This window comes from Patescibacteria group bacterium, assembly GCA_038065315.1.
Lineage (GTDB): Bacteria > Patescibacteriota > Minisyncoccia > Phycocordibacterales > JBBTRF01 > JBBTRF01.
In genome coordinates, this window is record JBBTRF010000001.1 from 224,453 (window position 1) to 241,889 (window position 17,437).

Annotated in this window: 20 protein-coding genes; 2 read left to right on the forward strand and 18 right to left on the reverse strand. The window is 49.6% G+C overall.

What is annotated here, in order from left to right:
* Positions 1-134: 134 nt before the first annotated feature.
* From AAB391_01150 to tgt, 18 genes are all read right to left on the reverse strand, one after another.
* Positions 135-446 (reverse strand): MGMT family protein, encoded by a 312-nt coding sequence (locus AAB391_01150; protein ID MEK7644919.1) that lies wholly within the window; start codon positions 444-446, stop codon positions 135-137.
* A complete protein-coding gene (locus tag AAB391_01155) occupies positions 436-1,581 on the reverse strand; it encodes a PH domain-containing protein (protein ID MEK7644920.1) in 1,146 nt (381 codons plus the stop codon). Before AAB391_01155 ends, AAB391_01150 begins: the two co-directional genes overlap by 11 nt.
* A 437-nt stretch (positions 1,582-2,018) precedes the next feature.
* On the reverse strand, positions 2,019-2,525 hold the full coding sequence (locus tag AAB391_01160) for a M48 family metallopeptidase (protein MEK7644921.1): 507 nt from the start codon (positions 2,523-2,525) through the stop codon (positions 2,019-2,021).
* Positions 2,522-2,935, reverse strand: a complete 414-nt coding sequence (locus tag AAB391_01165; GenBank protein MEK7644922.1) for a retropepsin-like aspartic protease — start codon at positions 2,933-2,935, stop codon at positions 2,522-2,524. Before AAB391_01165 ends, AAB391_01160 begins: the two co-directional genes overlap by 4 nt.
* Complete coding sequence (locus AAB391_01170; GenBank protein ID MEK7644923.1) at positions 2,919-3,146, reverse strand: DUF5678 domain-containing protein; 228 nt, start codon at positions 3,144-3,146, stop codon at positions 2,919-2,921. The genes AAB391_01165 and AAB391_01170 overlap by 17 nt, the downstream gene beginning before the upstream one ends.
* A gap of 503 nt (positions 3,147-3,649) precedes the next feature.
* Complete coding sequence (locus AAB391_01175) at positions 3,650-4,192, reverse strand: NYN domain-containing protein (protein ID MEK7644924.1); 543 nt, start codon at positions 4,190-4,192, stop codon at positions 3,650-3,652.
* Between the two features lie 165 nt (positions 4,193-4,357).
* Positions 4,358-4,729 carry a hypothetical protein gene (locus tag AAB391_01180; protein ID MEK7644925.1) on the reverse strand — a complete coding sequence of 124 codons (372 nt, stop codon included), beginning with the start codon at positions 4,727-4,729 and terminating at the stop codon, positions 4,358-4,360.
* A gap of 149 nt (positions 4,730-4,878) precedes the next feature.
* Positions 4,879-5,622, reverse strand: coding sequence for a hypothetical protein (locus AAB391_01185; protein MEK7644926.1), 744 nt, complete (start codon positions 5,620-5,622; stop codon positions 4,879-4,881).
* Between the two features lie 9 nt (positions 5,623-5,631).
* Positions 5,632-6,903, reverse strand: coding sequence for a DNA (cytosine-5-)-methyltransferase (gene dcm / locus AAB391_01190; GenBank protein ID MEK7644927.1), 1,272 nt, complete (start codon positions 6,901-6,903; stop codon positions 5,632-5,634).
* 49 nt (positions 6,904-6,952) lie between these two features.
* Positions 6,953-8,356 (reverse strand): Sau3AI family type II restriction endonuclease, encoded by a 1,404-nt coding sequence (locus AAB391_01195; protein ID MEK7644928.1) that lies wholly within the window; start codon positions 8,354-8,356, stop codon positions 6,953-6,955.
* Complete coding sequence (gene radC, locus AAB391_01200) at positions 8,349-9,014, reverse strand: DNA repair protein RadC (protein MEK7644929.1); 666 nt, start codon at positions 9,012-9,014, stop codon at positions 8,349-8,351. Before radC ends, AAB391_01195 begins: the two co-directional genes overlap by 8 nt.
* 305 nt (positions 9,015-9,319) lie before the next feature.
* Positions 9,320-9,547 carry a hypothetical protein gene (locus AAB391_01205; GenBank protein MEK7644930.1) on the reverse strand — a complete coding sequence of 76 codons (228 nt, stop codon included), beginning with the start codon at positions 9,545-9,547 and terminating at the stop codon, positions 9,320-9,322.
* A gap of 4 nt (positions 9,548-9,551) precedes the next feature.
* Positions 9,552-10,214 (reverse strand): HEPN domain-containing protein, encoded by a 663-nt coding sequence (locus tag AAB391_01210; protein ID MEK7644931.1) that lies wholly within the window; start codon positions 10,212-10,214, stop codon positions 9,552-9,554.
* A gap of 4 nt (positions 10,215-10,218) precedes the next feature.
* The gene (uvrB, locus tag AAB391_01215) at positions 10,219-12,474 is read right to left on the reverse strand and encodes an excinuclease ABC subunit UvrB (GenBank protein ID MEK7644932.1); all 2,256 of its coding nucleotides are present in this window, start codon (positions 12,472-12,474) and stop codon (positions 10,219-10,221) included.
* A gap of 275 nt (positions 12,475-12,749) precedes the next feature.
* Positions 12,750-13,187: a hypothetical protein gene (locus AAB391_01220; protein ID MEK7644933.1), complete on the reverse strand. Its 438-nt coding sequence runs from the start codon at positions 13,185-13,187 to the stop codon at positions 12,750-12,752.
* Positions 13,188-13,193: 6 nt separating this feature from the next.
* Positions 13,194-13,685, reverse strand: coding sequence for a hypothetical protein (locus AAB391_01225; GenBank protein MEK7644934.1), 492 nt, complete (start codon positions 13,683-13,685; stop codon positions 13,194-13,196).
* A gap of 200 nt (positions 13,686-13,885) precedes the next feature.
* Positions 13,886-14,062, reverse strand: coding sequence for a hypothetical protein (locus AAB391_01230; protein ID MEK7644935.1), 177 nt, complete (start codon positions 14,060-14,062; stop codon positions 13,886-13,888).
* 355 nt (positions 14,063-14,417) lie between these two features.
* Positions 14,418-15,758, reverse strand: coding sequence for a tRNA guanosine(34) transglycosylase Tgt (gene tgt, locus AAB391_01235; GenBank protein ID MEK7644936.1), 1,341 nt, complete (start codon positions 15,756-15,758; stop codon positions 14,418-14,420).
* Between the two features lie 75 nt (positions 15,759-15,833).
* Between tgt and AAB391_01240 the strand changes: the two genes are divergently transcribed.
* Entirely contained in the window at positions 15,834-16,652 is an 819-nt protein-coding gene (locus AAB391_01240; GenBank protein ID MEK7644937.1) for a pseudouridine synthase, read from the forward strand.
* Positions 16,653-16,703: 51 nt separating this feature from the next.
* Entirely contained in the window at positions 16,704-17,426 is a 723-nt protein-coding gene (locus AAB391_01245; GenBank protein MEK7644938.1) for a TIGR00730 family Rossman fold protein, read from the forward strand.
* Positions 17,427-17,437 lie beyond the last annotated feature (11 nt).

The following is a 17,437-nucleotide window of genomic DNA, read 5'->3' on the forward strand; positions in this document are numbered from 1 at the left end:
AAAAAGAGTAGGGCGGATTTTTCATACTTTTTCATACATCTTCATACAAAGTATGAAAAATCCGCAGGTACTCGAAATTGGCGGCGGACACCTCCCCTCAGCCTGCCTTCGGTCAATTCGGACACTGCCGACCCCTACTTGATCGCCCCTTCGGCGATGAGCAGCGCCACTTTCCTTTCGTGGCCGCGGTTGTAGTGGCCGAGCTTGCGGGCGATCACTTTCGAATCAGCGGAAACGAGTTTGTTGGTGCCCAGCACAAATGCCGAGCTCGGCACGACACGATGACACGGAATTGCCGGATCATAATTGCGCTTCATGATGCTGCCGACAGCGCGAGCGGCATTCGGCTTCCCCGCCTTGCGCGCGACCATTTGATACGAGAGGATCCGACCCTTTGGGATGGCTCGAACGACTTTTAAAACTTTTTTGCTAAAACTAGAGACCATTTGCACCACGAGTACTGATACCGAGAATCGAAGTCTTCACCACATTGGCAATTTTTCGAGCGTCCTCGATCGAAAGACCTTGGATAGTGATCCCCATCGGTGCAGTTTCTTGGCCTTTGGAATTCGCGATCACGACTTGAGTCGCATCGAGGATCGTCACGTTGGCAAGACCGAATATACGATTGATGATGCCCTGACTCACGCTCACATCCTGCACCGACGTATACGGCATGTGTCGTTCATTCAGACTAAAGACGCCGTCCTTGTAGTAAATATAGTCTTCCAAAAAATCAAACCGATAATTGCCTTTCCAAATAGCCAACGTGATGAGACGCCAGATAGTGAGGACAACAAAAATGCCGATGCCGAGATACAGGTTCACCACGGTCAATTCCGTGTTCTTTCCGCCCCACCACAATCCGAAAATCACCGACATGAAGATGTTGCTGAGCACGATGCCGAGCATCGATACCCAATACCACTTGGTCGTGAGAGGATACTGCTCATTCGAGATCTTTTCCGAGAGAGTTAGTTTTTTCGTAGCCGGCTGAGCCGCTGCTGCCATAGTGCCGGTCTGCGCCGTAGCTGAAGATGTGCTGCCGACAGCACCGCCACGAATAGAATTGAGTAAGAATGTTTTTAGACCTTCTGCTGCTGCTTTTTCTACACCATCAATATGTGCCTCAATACCAGAAGAGACAGTCGCACTTGCAATATGCACATCATACAAACCAATGAAACGATCGAGAAGGTCCTGATCAACATACACATCTTGAATCTTCTGATATTGCACATGGATTTCGGTTGGGGTGAAGACATTTTTCTTAATCGTCAAGAAATCTTTGTCGGCAGAGTAATAATATCGCTTGATGTAGGTTTTGAAATACCAAGCATAGAGGCCCATTACAACAAGAAAGAACAAAAGGAAAAATCCGACAGCAATAGCCACAGAGCCGATCCAAGCATTATCCGATACCCCATCTCCAGAGGAAGCGATGACAAAAAGGACCACTCCCACAACCGCACTGAAGAGGACACTGAGAAGAAAGACAGAGATCGCCTTCTCCAACATTTTCTTCATAAACTTCTTTGAGGCGCTCAGCGGAAATTGAGTCTGCAGACTTGATGGATTCATGCGTATGTTGGTTGTGTTTGATTGAATATGAACAAAATAATACCACGCAATGAGCCTTTCTGGCAACGAGACGGGCCTCAGCAAAAATAAAACGCCGGAGCTCCTCGAAGGAACTCCGGCTGCCGATCAGCGCAGTGCTGTTGCAGGCGCGATTGCGATGATCGACTTGTTTCGCGGCAATGAGGACGGGGCGCTAACACCGCATGTGACGGGCCGTGCCACGGAAACCGTGGGGCCGATGGGAGCTGGGACCGTTATAGTTACGGCCGACGATGACCCGGTCCGAACCGCGATTCGGACTAGGGGTCGGTTCTCCCGCGGTGTGCGCTGTCCTTTGCCGGATTCTCAGCCGGGTATCTAATCCGGCGATTTGAGGCGGCCTTGCGGCGAATCCTCAGTCTCGATATCTACGCTTCGGAGCTTTCCAGCCCTGTCTGCTACACCGAGACGCTAGTATGTAGCGTAGCATGTTGTTTCGACTCCTGCCAGTGTTTCAGCTCTTCTCGGCGGGTGCGGTAGTCCGGGATTGCCAGTGCCACCAAAGCCCAAAACGCCGGCGAATGGTTGAATTGCCCGAGATGACAGAGCTCGTGCACGATGAGATAGTCGGCGAGCCGTGGCGGCAGGAGCGCGAGCTTGTAGCTAAAGTTGAGATTGCCCTTGCGCGAGCAACTCCCCCAGCGAGTGCGTTGGTTGCGAATGCTGACGCGGCAGTAGGTGAAGATGTGCGGCGGAGTGAGTGCGGCATAGAAACGTGCAAAATGTTCGAGCCGTGCATGCGCGATGCCCCGAGCGGCTTCTTTGTGCAGTGCGAAAGCGCGGCGACTGGTAAGAGAAGCTGGGCGGCGGGTACGGCGAAAGCGACGACGCAGACCAACATGTCGACGCACCCTTCGCAGTATACCGACTCGCCTATTCTTGAAGATGATTTTTAGAAAAGTCACGCCGTGATGGCCTTTATTATGACCTCTTGCTTGGGATAGTCAAAGGTGATCGAGTGGAATAAATCAAAGAACCCTTTCTGTCCGAGCAAGCCGTGTCCATTCCGAGACAATGTTTTCATGAAAGACATGTCGACACGGTACTCCCACCCTCCCACCGACAAAATCACTGGTATCGTATACGTTGCCTGGCTTTCCCCTGCTGTAATCCCGCTCACGGTTCCTTTCTTACCGGATTCTAAGTCGAGACCAATCGCTTCGGCAATATCGCTTGAGAACAAATTCATATCCGCACCCGAATCAATCAGTGCGTGGCACTCGATGTGTCTTCCGGTATCCTTTGGATTTTTAATCGCAACTCGAATAATCGGTCTAAACACACCAAGGGCAACTTCCTTATAGCGAAACTTCATTGATGCCGACAAAAGCTTCTAATTTTGCAGGCACGCGATGCACAATGGGATGCTGATATCCTTTCTTTTCTGCACCAGCAAGAGCCTGCTTAAGGGTTGCGCCAGAGCCAACGACGGTCTTTTCATCGTCTTTCAAGGCCACCCACAGACCAGCGTATTTTTTGTAGAGGCGAGTCCAATCCATACTCAACATAGTAGCAAAATATGACATATTCTTCAATTAATTACCAAATAATTTCCGATCATCCCCTATGTGCCGCAGAGAAGGGTAAATTGTTACCTAGGATGAACCCTTCTATGCGAGTGTTGAGCAATTTGTTAGTAATTTGCGCTCGCTTGCCGGACTACTTACTCCTCCGAGCTTTCACCCACGCCTTAAGGTCCTCAACAAAGGCCTTTATTCAACCACTGCGGCACGCAAGGGACGATCTCAGCATGATGTTCGACGATCATCATGTACCGATAAGTATACGAAAATGTGCAAGCAGATCGCAAGCAAAATCTTCATAATTATTTTATCGGTTTCCAAACGGTCGCTACACCAGTTCACGAAAGAGGAGTAAAACGTCACGAAAAGTTGCATGAGAATGAGCTTTTTATACTCGCGTTCAGATGCCTGTAGACAACTTTTCTTAGGGCATTAACTCAGCGTTCAAAAGGTTGACTTTAAAATCGCAATTTGCTATAAATAATACATTCCTACGAAAAAGACCCTTATGCGGTTCCGTCCGCATCGGGGGCTTTTTTATTTATGGCAGGCTCCAAGATATTTTTCTGGTCCGAAAGATAGGCGATCGACACCCCGGTTCTTTTGATTAGAATAGAGCATCTTCCGGCACCATAAGGAGACAGTACGGCTAGCATCTTTTCCTTTTCCAACAGGAAAGAAATGAGGCCTGCATAATCGCCATCACTCGAAATCAGAACAGCTTTATCAAAAAGGCCTTCGTATGCGCCTCGCATCGTCTGAACCACAAGGTCAGCATCACAGTTACCCTTTACTCTTCCATCAATATCGTAAACGACCTCCTTGAAGACGAGAATGTACCCTTTCTCCTGAAGATCCCTGTATAGATTGGAGTATTTGGGGATAAGACCGAGAAAAAGATACGCATTTTGAACGGAGTACTTCTCGCGAAGCCAGATTCTCAGACGACCATAATCAAGTTCCCAGCCGAGATGATCAGCTCCCTTGCGAAGATTTGCACCATCGATAAATGCGGCATTATTTGGTTTCTGTGTATTTTCTGGCGACATGCACCGTCGATTATACAGAGCAGGAGTGGTCAAAAACAAGCAAAATCTTTAGAAAGATTTCATCGGTTTTGAAACGAGGCTTCAGGCAGGCCGCAGCGCGCCAAAATTCGACACTCATTTCGTCACGGTCGACTCTTAGCCATCCTGTACAGACCCATCCCCCTCCTACACCCCCAACCTCCTCACCATCTCCAGACAATCCTCATACGCCTCGGCCTTGCCGCCGATGAATTCGTTGAAGCCAAACTCCTCAATATCCTCGCTCTCCCACAGCCCTTCCTTCCAATACGCGCGATACACCTTGGCCTGCCCAGCGATGTATTCCTCGAGGGACTCACCGGTGATTTTCTCAATAAAACCCTTCGCGAGCAGACGTGTCGTGTCCGTGTCGAGATGTTGTAGGTTTTCTTGGAGAAAGAAGGAGTGAACATGCCCATCTTCCCCTGCCCGGCCCATCACCCGAAACGGAAAATACCAACTCCGGTGAGTATTGAGATACTTCAGTATTTTTGTCGCCAATTCACGACTGATTTCCATTCCCCGATCTTTGATCGGAATGGAGAGGGTGTCAAGCTATTGACCATTACCTCGACATAGAAGGTGCGGTGAAATGGGATGACGTTGGAGTGGCGCGAGCGAGAGGGCACGGGAGGAGAAGGGGGTCATTTCAACAAAAAAGAATAATTTTATTTTAATTGTTTTTTATAAGAAATATATTGATGCAGTAAACCTGCAATGGCCTGGTTCATATTCTCAACAATTGCGACAATGTCGCTAAAATGGCTTTGTCCGGGATCAATCGTGAGATGCTCTTTTAAATATTCTTGCACAGCAGCATCACAATAATAAAAGCGTGTATCTTCCATTCTACTGCCAATAGAATAGTAGGCTTTTTGATTGGCGGATGTCTTTTTTTCTTCATTAAACTTTTTCAAAAAAGACGCGGGGATTTCTTTTCTCGATTTAGAATAGTGAAATACAATATTACCTCGAACTCTAGCGACTTTTGATAAAAAGTCTTGGCTCGAAGTATCTTTACTAAAAGTTATAGTTAATATTTCAGACCACGGCTTCTTCATCTTTTTATCGAGCTGCTTTTCGAACAATTTAAATCTTGGATGATTCAGGACTTTTTCATTTTCTCTTAAAAATAAGATGAACTCACTTATTAATCCAATTATCAATCTGCTAATCTGTAGATTTAATCCACTGAACTCACCAAGATGAGCTGAGGTTGTCTGACCAACAGACTCTTCCTTCGACAAAGGTCGGTAGGTATTTTTGAGTAAGTTGGAGAAAAATAATAAACCTTTTAAGTCGTTAAAAATCACACCAAGCATTAGAAAAAAGTTATCCAACTCAGTTTGATTGTCTTTATCGAGAATCTTTGACGGAACAATTCCTTCGTATTTTCCTTCAAATTCTTTCATTCAATTATTTTAGACGAATGAATGGAGCGACTCTCCCAACCTCTTAATCACCCCCACCACCAATGCGTTTCCCATGATAAAGGCTCGCTTCGTGTCAGGTGCCACCGTACCCCCCACCATAACCTTAGTGTGGTTATCTGGAAACATGTTCAGGCGTTCAAGCTCTACCGGCATCAAGCGACGCAATCGTCCAGACTTGGTCTTGATGACATGCTTGAAACGAGACGGTGAACTTCCGCCTTCGCCGGTCACAATAGTACGAGAAGGCTTCTCCAGCGGGTCAGGAAAGACCATTGGGCCCTCCGAGTAATGATACTCGTAACCACTCTTCGACTTTCTCTCCTCTTTCTTTCCGCCCTTCAAATATTTCCACTGCTTCAAATCAGAATCCTTGATATAGAACTCAGCCGGAATCTTAGCCTCATCGTGCTCAACAACATCTTTTAATAAAATCCTCTTACCTTTGTAATCCGGTGCCGTCTTTACCGTATAAACCTCTCGATCAATCATTACGCCAGAATTTTCAAACGGGCTTGCTGATGGTTTTTCGGCAGAAAAATTCTCTGAGACCTTCTTCAGGTCGCCCTCAATAGAAAATTGCTCAAGCTCAGAAACGGTCTTTTCCGTAATCGGAAAAGCTCTAGCAATAGTTCCACTCTTTAGAATCCAGTTCTTGATGGACTTTTCCTTCTTTATCGCTGAGTAAGGCACGGTTCCCTTCTTATATCCCAAGATAAACACTCTTCTTCTCCTCTGAGGCATGCCGTAGTCAGCAGCATTGACGACTCTCCATTCGACGATGTATCCAAGGTCAGCAAGCGAAGCAAGCATGACAGCAAAATCTCGACCTCGTTGAGAAGCTGGTGACTTCAGGAGTCGGTCCACATTTTCGAGCATCAAAAAGTTCGGGGCCTTCTTTCCCTTGTTCTTCAAGATGTTAAAGATGGACCACCATAGGACACCCTTCTTTCCATACAGACCTTTCGACTGTTGCAACGTGGTAGCAACGGAATAATCCTGGCAAGGAAAACCACCAACAAGTAGGTCGTGGTCAGGAATCTGCTTGAAGTCGTTCGCAATGACTTGTTGTATATCTTCACAAGAGTGGCCCTCCTTGCCGAACTTATGGATGTAGATATCCGAGGCGTGCTGCGTGCTCGCTCCAGGCTCCCATTGGCTACTCCAGACCATTCCGTAGGCATTGCCACCCTTTACGGCTTCCAAGCCAAGCCGGAATCCACCCACACCCGCAAACAGCTCGACGACCTTTAGTTTTTTCATTCCGTGATTATAGCAAGAGCCAGTAAATCGATCAAGTCGTTTTTGTTTCCTAATTTTCTATCGCTTTTTCGATGTATTTTGCGTTGAGCCAGAAACATTTCTTCATCTCCTTGGTTCCCTGAGGAGTTTCGACAGTATCGGAAGAATCCTTGCCGTGCGGGCGGACGTGAACAATGGAGCTATCCTTCATTTTTGGCAGGTCCTCGTATCGCCCCTCATTTATTGCATCAATAGTCTTCTGCCACACCCTCTCTGCCTCTGACAAGTCTTTCATCGGGAAGTTCCAGAACATAGTCTTTCGCAAAATGATATCGTCAGAGTCTTTCACCTTCTGAAATACAACGAAGAGAAACTTTTGCGTTTCTAGAAGAGCGTGCAGGTCAGCCATCTCCTCTGTGTCATCATCCTGCCAAACCTGAGTGACCAGGTCCTTATAGTCGAATGCGGGGAATGAAATAGACTCACGGAGAGTTCCTGTATGTTCAAGCGTTAGCACCTTGAGAGTCACGTTCGCCTTTTCGAGTTCCTCGATTTTATTTGACTCAACACCAAAAATCCGGTTCACCAAGATTCGCTTGTAATTCTTTGATTCGCCAACAGACTTCCAACCTAATACTGCTGCTATTTCTTTATCGGTCTTACCGATAAAGGGTGCGAATTCCTCATGAACCACAGCTTCGATTGTCTTCGCTTTAACTTTTTTTGCTCGTGCCTTCTCCAACAGTGAGTCCGCCTCCGTTTTGTTCCCCAGGAGATCTCGTTGAATTAGGTAATTTAGATATTGTTGCTTGAAAGAAAAAGCTCTTGGCTTCGCTGGAATACGTGAAGTCGGCTGATCTCGAAGGATACGGCTATTCTGTGCCTTAGTACAAGCCCCGAGATAGTACGTATCCCCCTCTGAAAGTAAGTGGGCTTCACCGGCTTTTATCTTTGCGACAATGAACTCCCAATCCCTCTGGATTTGCAAGATATCGTCAGCGGAAATATCGTTCACATTCAACAAGTCGAGTTGTTTAATGAACTTGAACTCGTGATCAACGATACTCTGTCCTTGCATATGAAGATAGAACATCAGGAGTAAGAACTTGTTTTTCTCTAGAAAAGAACTGCTCCGCCAGACCTCTTTTATCACCTCGTCATAATCAATCATTGAAAAAACGAGTCTCTCCTTCGAAGTGTATTTTCTGGTTGGGTGTTTCTTAAGAGGATTGGTCTTTAGCTCGACGCCGGCAAGGTAAAAATCAGCCTCGTTCTTATTGTCCGGCTCTTTACCAAAGACATAACGTTGAATGTAAATACCGAGCAACCCCTTCATCTTTGAACCATACCTACTCACTTCCGCCTCGACAGAACCTATCTCATTCTTAGGAATAATGGAACGTAGATTCTTCTTGAGTATCTTCTGTGCGGCCGCAAACACCTCTTCCTTGGTCTTGAATTCTGTATTATTCATCTTGGTTTATATGATACTTTATTATGCTCAAATATGCATTTTTGGTCACAATAACATGATCAGTGAGATGAATATCAAGTATTTTGCCAGCATGAACAAGCTTCTTGGTCATTTCAATGTCTTCTCCGGAAGGCTGCGTGACTCCGGAGGGATGGTTGTGAGCCACGATAACACTCGCGGCACGTAAAGTGATGGCTGGTTCAAATAATTCACGGGGGTGAGCAAGGCTTGCGTTGAGCGTACCAATCGAGATGACCTGTCTCTCTATTAGACAGTCCTGTGTGTCGAGATAGAAAGCGACGAAATGTTCCTTTTTCGAATCTTTTATGTCCGAACAGAGTTTCCAGACATCAGTAGGAGATAGTACTTCCGTTTTCTGAACGGTAAAACGGTCCGTTAGTTCAAGGATGGATAAAACCTGAGCCGCCTTCGCCTTACCCAATCCCCTAATCGATAAAAGATGCTCGAGGCCAATCTTTTGCTTACCGATCTCGGAGATAAGCTCCAGTATCTTTTTTGAAAGCTGCAAGACATTCGAACCTTGGATACCGGAACCGAGAACTACAGCAAGAAGCTCTTGATCGGTGAGTCTTTTGACGCCATACTTCTGCAATTTCTCACGAGGAAGGTCGACCTTTGGTAGTGACATCATTTTCATACGTTCAGAAAGTATGTCACTTCCGATACGAAAAAAGAAGCGAAATCTTTATTAAGATTTTATCGATTTTTAAACAAGCCTTATTTTCTCTAGCTTTCCCGACAATCTTTTACTCGAAAAATAGCACTCCCGCATTGCGAAAACCCTCCACCCGAGTCGTCTCAGTGCCTGGATATTTCGTTTATCTCTCTTTATGTTCCTCTCGAACTTTTTCCTCCAAAATGCTTGGTTATGTTTAGGCAGCGGTAATTTAAACCTCGAACACGCATACCAGAAACAGCCATGGACGAAGACGACAATAACAGCTAACCATTCTCTAATTCGAATAGCTGGTCATCACTTAAATCAAGTACCCCTCGACAATCCAAAAGTTGCATACGTAGCTCTTCTCGTTTAAGCAATTCTTCCGGGTCAATATGCTGAGGGGTCATCTTTTTCCCAGACACATAATTCCCAACTATAATTCTGGTTTTCTGGTCAAGTTCCAGGTACTCTTTATACAATTCCTCACAACGTGTTTTTTTGTCAGACATGTTTTTATATTTTCTCGGAAATATGTTCTATGGCATAGACGACAGCTCTGAACGTTTCAAGATTATCTCGCACTTCCTTTCTTGTTATTGGTCTAACCTTGCCGTGATGCTTATTGCCATAGTATACATCATTTCTGTGAACAATTGAGTCTCGGCGTTCTGCCATAGTGGCAACTATCCCTCTAACATCCGCCCTTCTACCCTTCTTTTTCCTACCCGGCTTTATTGAAAGAAACTTATTAACCTGTTTCCAACCATCATTAATTTCCATCATTGAAAAGGCCATTTGAATTGACTCAGGTTTTTGAAAGGTAACAGAACCAAGAGACTCTTCTAAAAAATTTATCAATCTTTTGGTCGGATCTTTCTGAATAATCAGATTGGTCAATTCCTTGTAACCATCCTTATCTTTAAATTTACCCCTTATTCTTTCCACGCACCTTTCCGGAACTCGTTTTTTATGATGAATTATCTTGGTAATAATCTCGATGGTACGTTTATGGATATACGCATCCAAAGCGGCGACGGTAAAAACAATTACGGCTCGAAGCAAATCAGCAGTCACCCCCTTGGAGGCAGGTCTTCCAATTGGAAACTTTTCCTCATGAAGCTTTAGCAGCTCTTCGGAACGCTGTATATTGAGAATGAAAAATTCAATAGCTCTCATAGTTTTAAGCCCTCTTCTTCCTCCTCACCTCCGTCACCCGTTTCGCTGCGGCGGCGCGCTCCTTTCGGTCGCCCTTCACCACAGCCCCAATCCGCTCCTCCAGTGCCTTCACTTCGTCGCGCAAAATAGCGGCCGTTTCGAAATCCAACACCTTCACGGACTCCTCCATTTCGGCTTCTTTGCGCTTGATCACCTTGCGAATCAGCTTTTCGGCCTCCGCAGCATCGGTCACACCAGCAAACTCCGCCTCGTCCACCGCGAGCAAGCCCTTCACCGCCTTGGCATGGTCGGTCTGGATCTGGTCGGTGATGTCTTTGATCGCCTTGATAATCGTCTGCGGCGTGATGCCGTGCCTGGTGTTGTATTCTATCTGCAGGGCACGACGACGCGCCGTCTCCTTCATCGCCCGCTCCATCGAACCGGTGACCTCGTCGGCATACAAAATCACGCGGCCAGCCGTATTTCGCGCCGCACGACCAATCGTCTGAATGAGCGCCATCTCCGAGCGCAGGAAGCCCTCCTTGTCTGCATCGAGAATACCAATGAACGTCACCTCCGGCAGGTCGAGGCCTTCGCGCAAGAGGTTCACGCCCACGAGACAGTCGAATTTGCCGCGACGAAACTCTGTGAGAATCTGAATACGATCGATGGTCTTGATTTCGCTATGCAAATATTCGGCCTTGATCCCCTTCTCCTTCAAATATTCCGACAGGTCCTCCGCCATTTTCTTGGTGAGGGTCGTCGCGATAACTCGCCCACCCTTTTTCACTTCTTTTTGGGTTTCGGCAATGAAGTCGAAAACTTGACTGGAATAAGAACCCTTTTTCTCAATGATTGGGCGAATCTCCACTTCTGGATCAAGGAGGCCAGTCGGTCGAATCACCTGCTCCGCGATCTGCCCATCGCCATCAGGACCGCCCTTAACGCTACGCTCGAGCTCATACTTGCCCGGCGTGGCGGTAGTGTAGATGCGCTGGCCGAGGCGTTCTTCGATCTCGTCGAATTTGAGCGGCCGATTGTCGCGTGCGCTTGGTAATCGGAAACCATACTCCACGAGCGACTGCTTACGTGATGCATCGCCAGCAAACATACCGCCCAACTGCGGAATCGTCACGTGTGACTCGTCGATGATGGTGAGGAAATCCGGCTCGCCGAGATTGCCAACCGCGCTTGGAGCACCCTTCTTCACCGCCTTATGCGGAAAATACGAAATGAGCGTATCCGGCGGTGCGCCCGCAGGCATCCCGCTGAAGTGGCGCGAGTAGTTCTCGATGCCGTTGCAGTAGCCGACTTCGCGGATCAGTGCCAAATCATAGTTGGTGCGGCGTTTCAAACGCTCCGCCTCGAGATTCTTTCCCGCCGCTGCGAGCTCTTTGAGCCGCACATCCAGCTCGGCCTTAATCGTCTGCAAAGCCCGCTTCTGCCCTTCGTCCGTCGTAATGAAATGTTTAGCCGGGAACAAAAAGAACGCGTCAACGTCGCCGATGATGCGGCGAGTGGTCGCGTCGATCTTCATGATTTCGCCGACCACTTCCACCGGCACTTCGGCGCCTTTGCCCGCTTTTTCCATTTTCGTCTCGAACCCAATCCGAAACAGCGCGCGCTCGTTCACCGGCATGATCTCGATCGAGTTGCCCAGCGCGCGGAAGGTACCTGGCGTCAAATCAGCGTTGGTGCGCTCATAGTGTATGTCGATGAAACGGCGCATCATGTCGGCACGATTGCCCTTCATGCCGCGCGCGATCTTCATGTTGACCTTCTCGTATTCAACAGGCGAACCCAGACCATAGATACAAGAGACGGTAGCGACGATGATGACATCCTTGCGCGTGAGCAGGGCCTGGGTCGACGCGTGGCGCAAGCGTTCGATCTCTTCGTTGATCATCGCCTCTTTTTCGATATAGGTGTCGGTGACGGGCATGTACGCCTCGGGCTGGTAGTAGTCGTAGTAGGAGACGAAATAATGCACCGCGTTGTCCGGGAAAAACTCTCGATATTCCTGCGCGAGCTGCGCCGCGAGCGTTTTGTTGTGAGCAATGACGAGCGTCGGCTTGCCAATCTGTTCGATGACATTGGCCGCGGTGAATGTCTTGCCCGAACCGGTCACACCAAGCAGGGTCTGATGTTTCATCCCCTTGCGCACGCCCTCGACGAGCATCTTGATCGCCTTCGGCTGATCGCCCGCCGGCGTGTGGCCACCGGTTTTGAGTTTGAAGGGTGAATTTGCGGCCGAATTTTCGTTTTTTGACGCGGCTTTCATTGAAAATGGATTATAACGTATTTTTCGAGGTTCGTAAATAAACCTGGCGCGATCGGCTGAGGTGCCGCGATATTTTTGAGTACCTACGGATTTTTCATACTTTTTCATACAAAATATGAGAAAGTATGAAAAATCCGCACCTACTATTTTTCGCTGCGCCACCCCACCCAGACGAGCACCTCTCTCCGCGACAAGAAAAAACCGCCTCGCCAACCCTCCACACGGGAGAATCGACAAGGCAGTGAGTAGCGGCCGCGCAATAGCGGCGACAGAGGTCACATCATCGGGACCAAATCATGGTGCCCAAGCGCGAGGTCCGTCATCGTCCTCCGGTAAATCGCCCGACCTTCGCCGAGCAACACCATGAACTGTTCGTAGCGGCTTTTCAGCGCCTGCTTCACCGCAACGAACCATTTCATCTTGAGTCCGCGACGGATGGGCCGACGTTTCTCCAGGATCTTCGCAGCCTCGTCGAGCGCAACCACGGCACGCTTCAAGAGGGTGCGAGTAAGATGGCCGTCGTAAACATTGACGATGAAGTCAAGGACGTCGCTCACCGCCCGGCTGGCACGATTGAGGCGCTCGATCTTTGGCCGGATAGGGTGCCGACAATAGTAGTTGCGGGCATTTTTCAGGTTGATGATGGCCTGCCTTAGGGCAGTCAGGCAGGGATGCGGAGGCTGCGGCTTGGGATGCTGTTTGAGGAGCTTCATAAGATTTCAAGCTTGGGAGCCGACTAGCACGAGCGTGGTTTCGGAGGTGGCGCCAGTCTTGGAAAAAGCCTCGAACCATTTGGTGGTGACCCCCATCACTCGGCCGCCTTCGCGCAGCTCCTTTCCCGGAAAGAACACCAGGAGACGATTTGTCTGCCTGTCCGTCTCACCGTCTGCGAGGACCGCCTTCTTGAGCACGGCCAAGCTCGCAATATAGGTGCCGGCTCCGCGCTCGACAATGGCACTCTCCACGATGTAGAGCACTTCTGGCTCAAGCGCCGAAGCCATGATAGGTCGGCCGGCCGCCTGAAGGGCCTCGACCAATCTTGCGCCAAAGTAACCAACGCCGCAGATCGGCGCGAAGATGCACATGAGCGACCACAGAATGTGCAGTGTTCCCTCCCAATTCACACTGAAGCCGATAGGGATAAAGGTGTGGACAGCGAGTAAGGCTGCGCCAAACAGGAAGACATTGAGGACCGCCGTGCTTTTTTTCATACGCAGTGGTAGTAGACCGTTTTTGATGGTTGATTGTGACTGGTTGACCGACATGAGTTTTCAATGACCGCAGTTGACACTAAAGTACCCGTTTTCAAGGGAGTTGTCAAACTTCGAAACGTATTTAAAAAAGGGCCCCGGAGCGCGACGCGTCGCGCTCCGGGGCTTGTGCAATCAACCAACATCAACCCAAATGGGCATTAGCTGCCAGTGTGGCTGCTCGTGTGAACCATGGCGACATCGCCGCGATCGGTTTTGACTTCCCCGAACTCAAGCTGTCCGCGCCCAGGAACCACCCCTGGCTGCGAACCGAGCTCAAGCTCCGGATGATGTGCCGGCGGCTGAGGTGCCGCTTCTGCAACAGTCACGGTATTCATAGCTGCCAGGCATTATAGCCCTACTTTTGGCAGATTGGCAAGCGCGAGGCGTTGTTGCTCAAGCCATGAAGGCCGTTCAGACGGAAACTTCACGGGAGGGTGTGTCGGACCCTCCGACGAACCAAACACGTTGGAAACGAATTCGTCGTCACTCCGAGCAAGTCGGAGACGACCGTTGCTGTCAGACCCCCGCGAACCAGACATACTCGTGGGAATACCGAGAGGAGAAGTTTCGTGCATAGAAAACAGCTACACTGAAGGTTGACCAACCCAACAAAGAGCGAGCTCCACAGGCGAGCCGATACCCATTTATTATACCTCACCTCAGACGGCTCGCGGGTTTTGCTATCCCCAACTACTTCGCTAGATACGTGGACAAGAATTCACGCTTCAATTCAAAGAAGGTGCCGTCCTCAATTCCCTTTCGCATGCGATCAACAAGATTCACGATGAAATGGAGGTTGTGGGTCGAGGCAAGGGTGCCGGCGAGCATTTCGTCAGCGCGAAACAGGTGCGCAATGTAGGCGCGGGTGTAGTGTGCGCAAGCATAGCAAGCGCAATCTTCTTCGATTGGGCGCATATCCTCGCGATACTGCGCATTCTCGATATGCACGCGTCCATGCTTCGTATAAATAGTGCCATTGCGTCCAAGGCGAGTCGGCGCAACGCAGTCGAAGGTGTCGCAACCATTCTCCACTGCCTCAAAAATATCTACAGGGTCGCCGATGCCGAGCAGGTGGCGTGGTTTGTTTTCCGGCAAGAGCTCATTCACCCAACGCACCGCCTTGCCCATATCTTCTTTGTCAAATGACCCACCAATACCGAAGCCGTCGAAAGGCATCGCGCCGATGATACGCGCACTTTCCTTGCGCAAGTCCTCGTGACGCCCACCCTGCACGATGCCGAACAGCGCCTGGGGTGTGCCGTTGGCCGTCACTTTTTTATGCGCCTTCAAACAACGCTCCGCCCAGCGATGCGTGCGTGCCATCGCCTCCTGCTGATATTCTTTTGGCGCGTGCGGCGAGGTGCATTCATCGAACGCAAAGATCATGTCCGCACCAATCTGCTCCTGGATCTCGATCGAACGTTCCGGCGTGAAGCGATGCGTACTGCCGTCGATGACGGACTTGAATGTGACGCCCTCTTCGTCGACACGCGCGAGACGCGCCGCCACATCCTCTGTCGCGTCGGTGCCGCTTTCGGCGAGGGAGGGCTTCGCCGAAGAAGACTTCGGCATAAGTGTCGCAGATGTAAGTGTCGCTGTCGCTCCCTTATCTGCTCCCTTAGAAAACTTATTAATCCCCTTCCCAAACGCCACGCCGAGCGAAAACACCTGGAAGCCGCCAGAGTCGGTCATGGTCGGACCGTGCCAATTCATCATTTTGCCCAAGCCGCCAGCCTTCGCGATGATCTTCTCACCCGGCTGCAGATACAAATGATACGTATTCGCCAGGGCCACCTGAGCGCCGAGGTCTTTCACGTGGTCGGGCGTGAGCGACTTCACTGTGGCTTTCGTCCCCACCGCCACAAACGCCGGGGTATGCACCACACCATGCGGAGTCGTCAAAAGTCCGACACGGCCGAGGGTCGGGGTGTCGTCAGGCTTCGTGAGGCGCTTCTCCACCACAAATGAAAGTGGATTTTGTGGGGTAAGATGCGACTTCGCACTGTTGATATCGGCCATATCATTCTTCATGTCTCACGAGCATACCAGATTTGACCAAATTGTGCATTTCTTGTGCATTTTGGAAAATAACGTATAGTAATAGCCATGAAACCGGCACCAAAAAAGGTCATACTCCTCGCAGCGGCATGGCCAATGCGCATCAACAAATATCTCGCCCACAAGGGATATTCGACGCGCCGCGGCGCCGACGAGCTGGTCACCGCTCAAAAAGTACTCCTCAATGGTCGTGTAGCCGTCCTCGGAGACAAGGTGAAGGAAACAGATGTCGTGGAGGTCTTGCAAGCCCAGAACAAAGCTGAGGGTAATTCGACCGGTAAAAAAGCTCCCGGAACCGGCTCGGGAAACGTTCATGGCACCACCGCAGCGGATCGCGTGTACTTCATCTTCCACAAGCCGGTCGGCATGAGCGCGAGCGACAACGAGATCGAGGCTGTCATTGACCAACTCAAAAGCCAAAAAAAGTATGCGTACCTCGTCGGCAAGAAACTCTTCCCCATCGGCCGACTCGACAAAGAGTCGAGTGGCATCATGATCCTCACTAACGACGGTCGCATCACCGATCGCCTGCTCAATCCCGTATACGCGCATCCGAAAACTTTTTTCTGCACCCTCAACAAGGTGCATTCCGCGAGCTTCATTCGCATTTTGTCTGATCGACTCCTCAACTTGCAGGCCGGTCCGGAGAACGCTGCTGAAACCGTAGACCAACTCCATTTCAAAGTCACCCTCAACAACACCGGCAACGCCCACCTCGAACACATCTGTGCTGAACTTGGCTTCACCATTGTGGAGAGCCAGCGCATTGCCATCCTCAACATCGGCCTAGGCAACCTCAAGCCAGGTGCTGTCCGCGAGGTGACAGAGAAAGAACGCGAAGCATTTCTCCGTTCGCTCGGTCTCTAGTTGGAATCTTGGCCAGTTGGGTTGTGGTGCAGAATGTAGTAAAATAGGCGAATGATACACAAATGGTTCAAGCGCAACACGAAGCCTCACACCAATGACGGCTTTCTTTCGATTGGTGACATCCAAAAAGATGAGCGGTACGAATTGAAAGATATTCATGACGAATTCAAGCGTGGCTTCGACCTCATCAAAAAATATCCGAAGACGGTGAGCTTCTTTGGTTCAGCCCGCTTCACTTCGGAACATGAACATTACAAGCAAGCTCAAGAATTGGCAGGCAAGATCGTGAAGGAGCTCGGCTATGCTGTGGTGACTGGCGGCGGGCCGGGCATTATGGAAGCCGGCGCGCGCGGAGCGAAAGACGCCGGCGGCGTCTCGATCGGCATGACCATTCGCCTCCCCCACGAACAGCGCGACAATCCGTACATCACTGAAAGCGCCGATTTCAAATACTTTTTCAGCCGCAAGACGCTCCTCACTTTTGAAGCCGAAGCTTTCATCTTCTTCCCTGGCGGCTTCGGCACCTTGGACGAATTTTTCGATGTGCTGACTCTCGTGCAGACTGGCAAGATCCCGAAAGTGCCAATCATTCTCGTCGGCCGTGACTATTGGGAGCCGCTCGACGCCTTCATCAAAGCGCAGATGCTTGTCGCTCACAAAGCGATCAACCCAGACGACATGAAGCTGTACCATATCACCGAAGACAGTAAAGAAATCGTCGAGATCATCCGCAAGACCCCCGTTACCAATTGGTGGAAGCACTTTCAGGAGTAGTACGATATGGG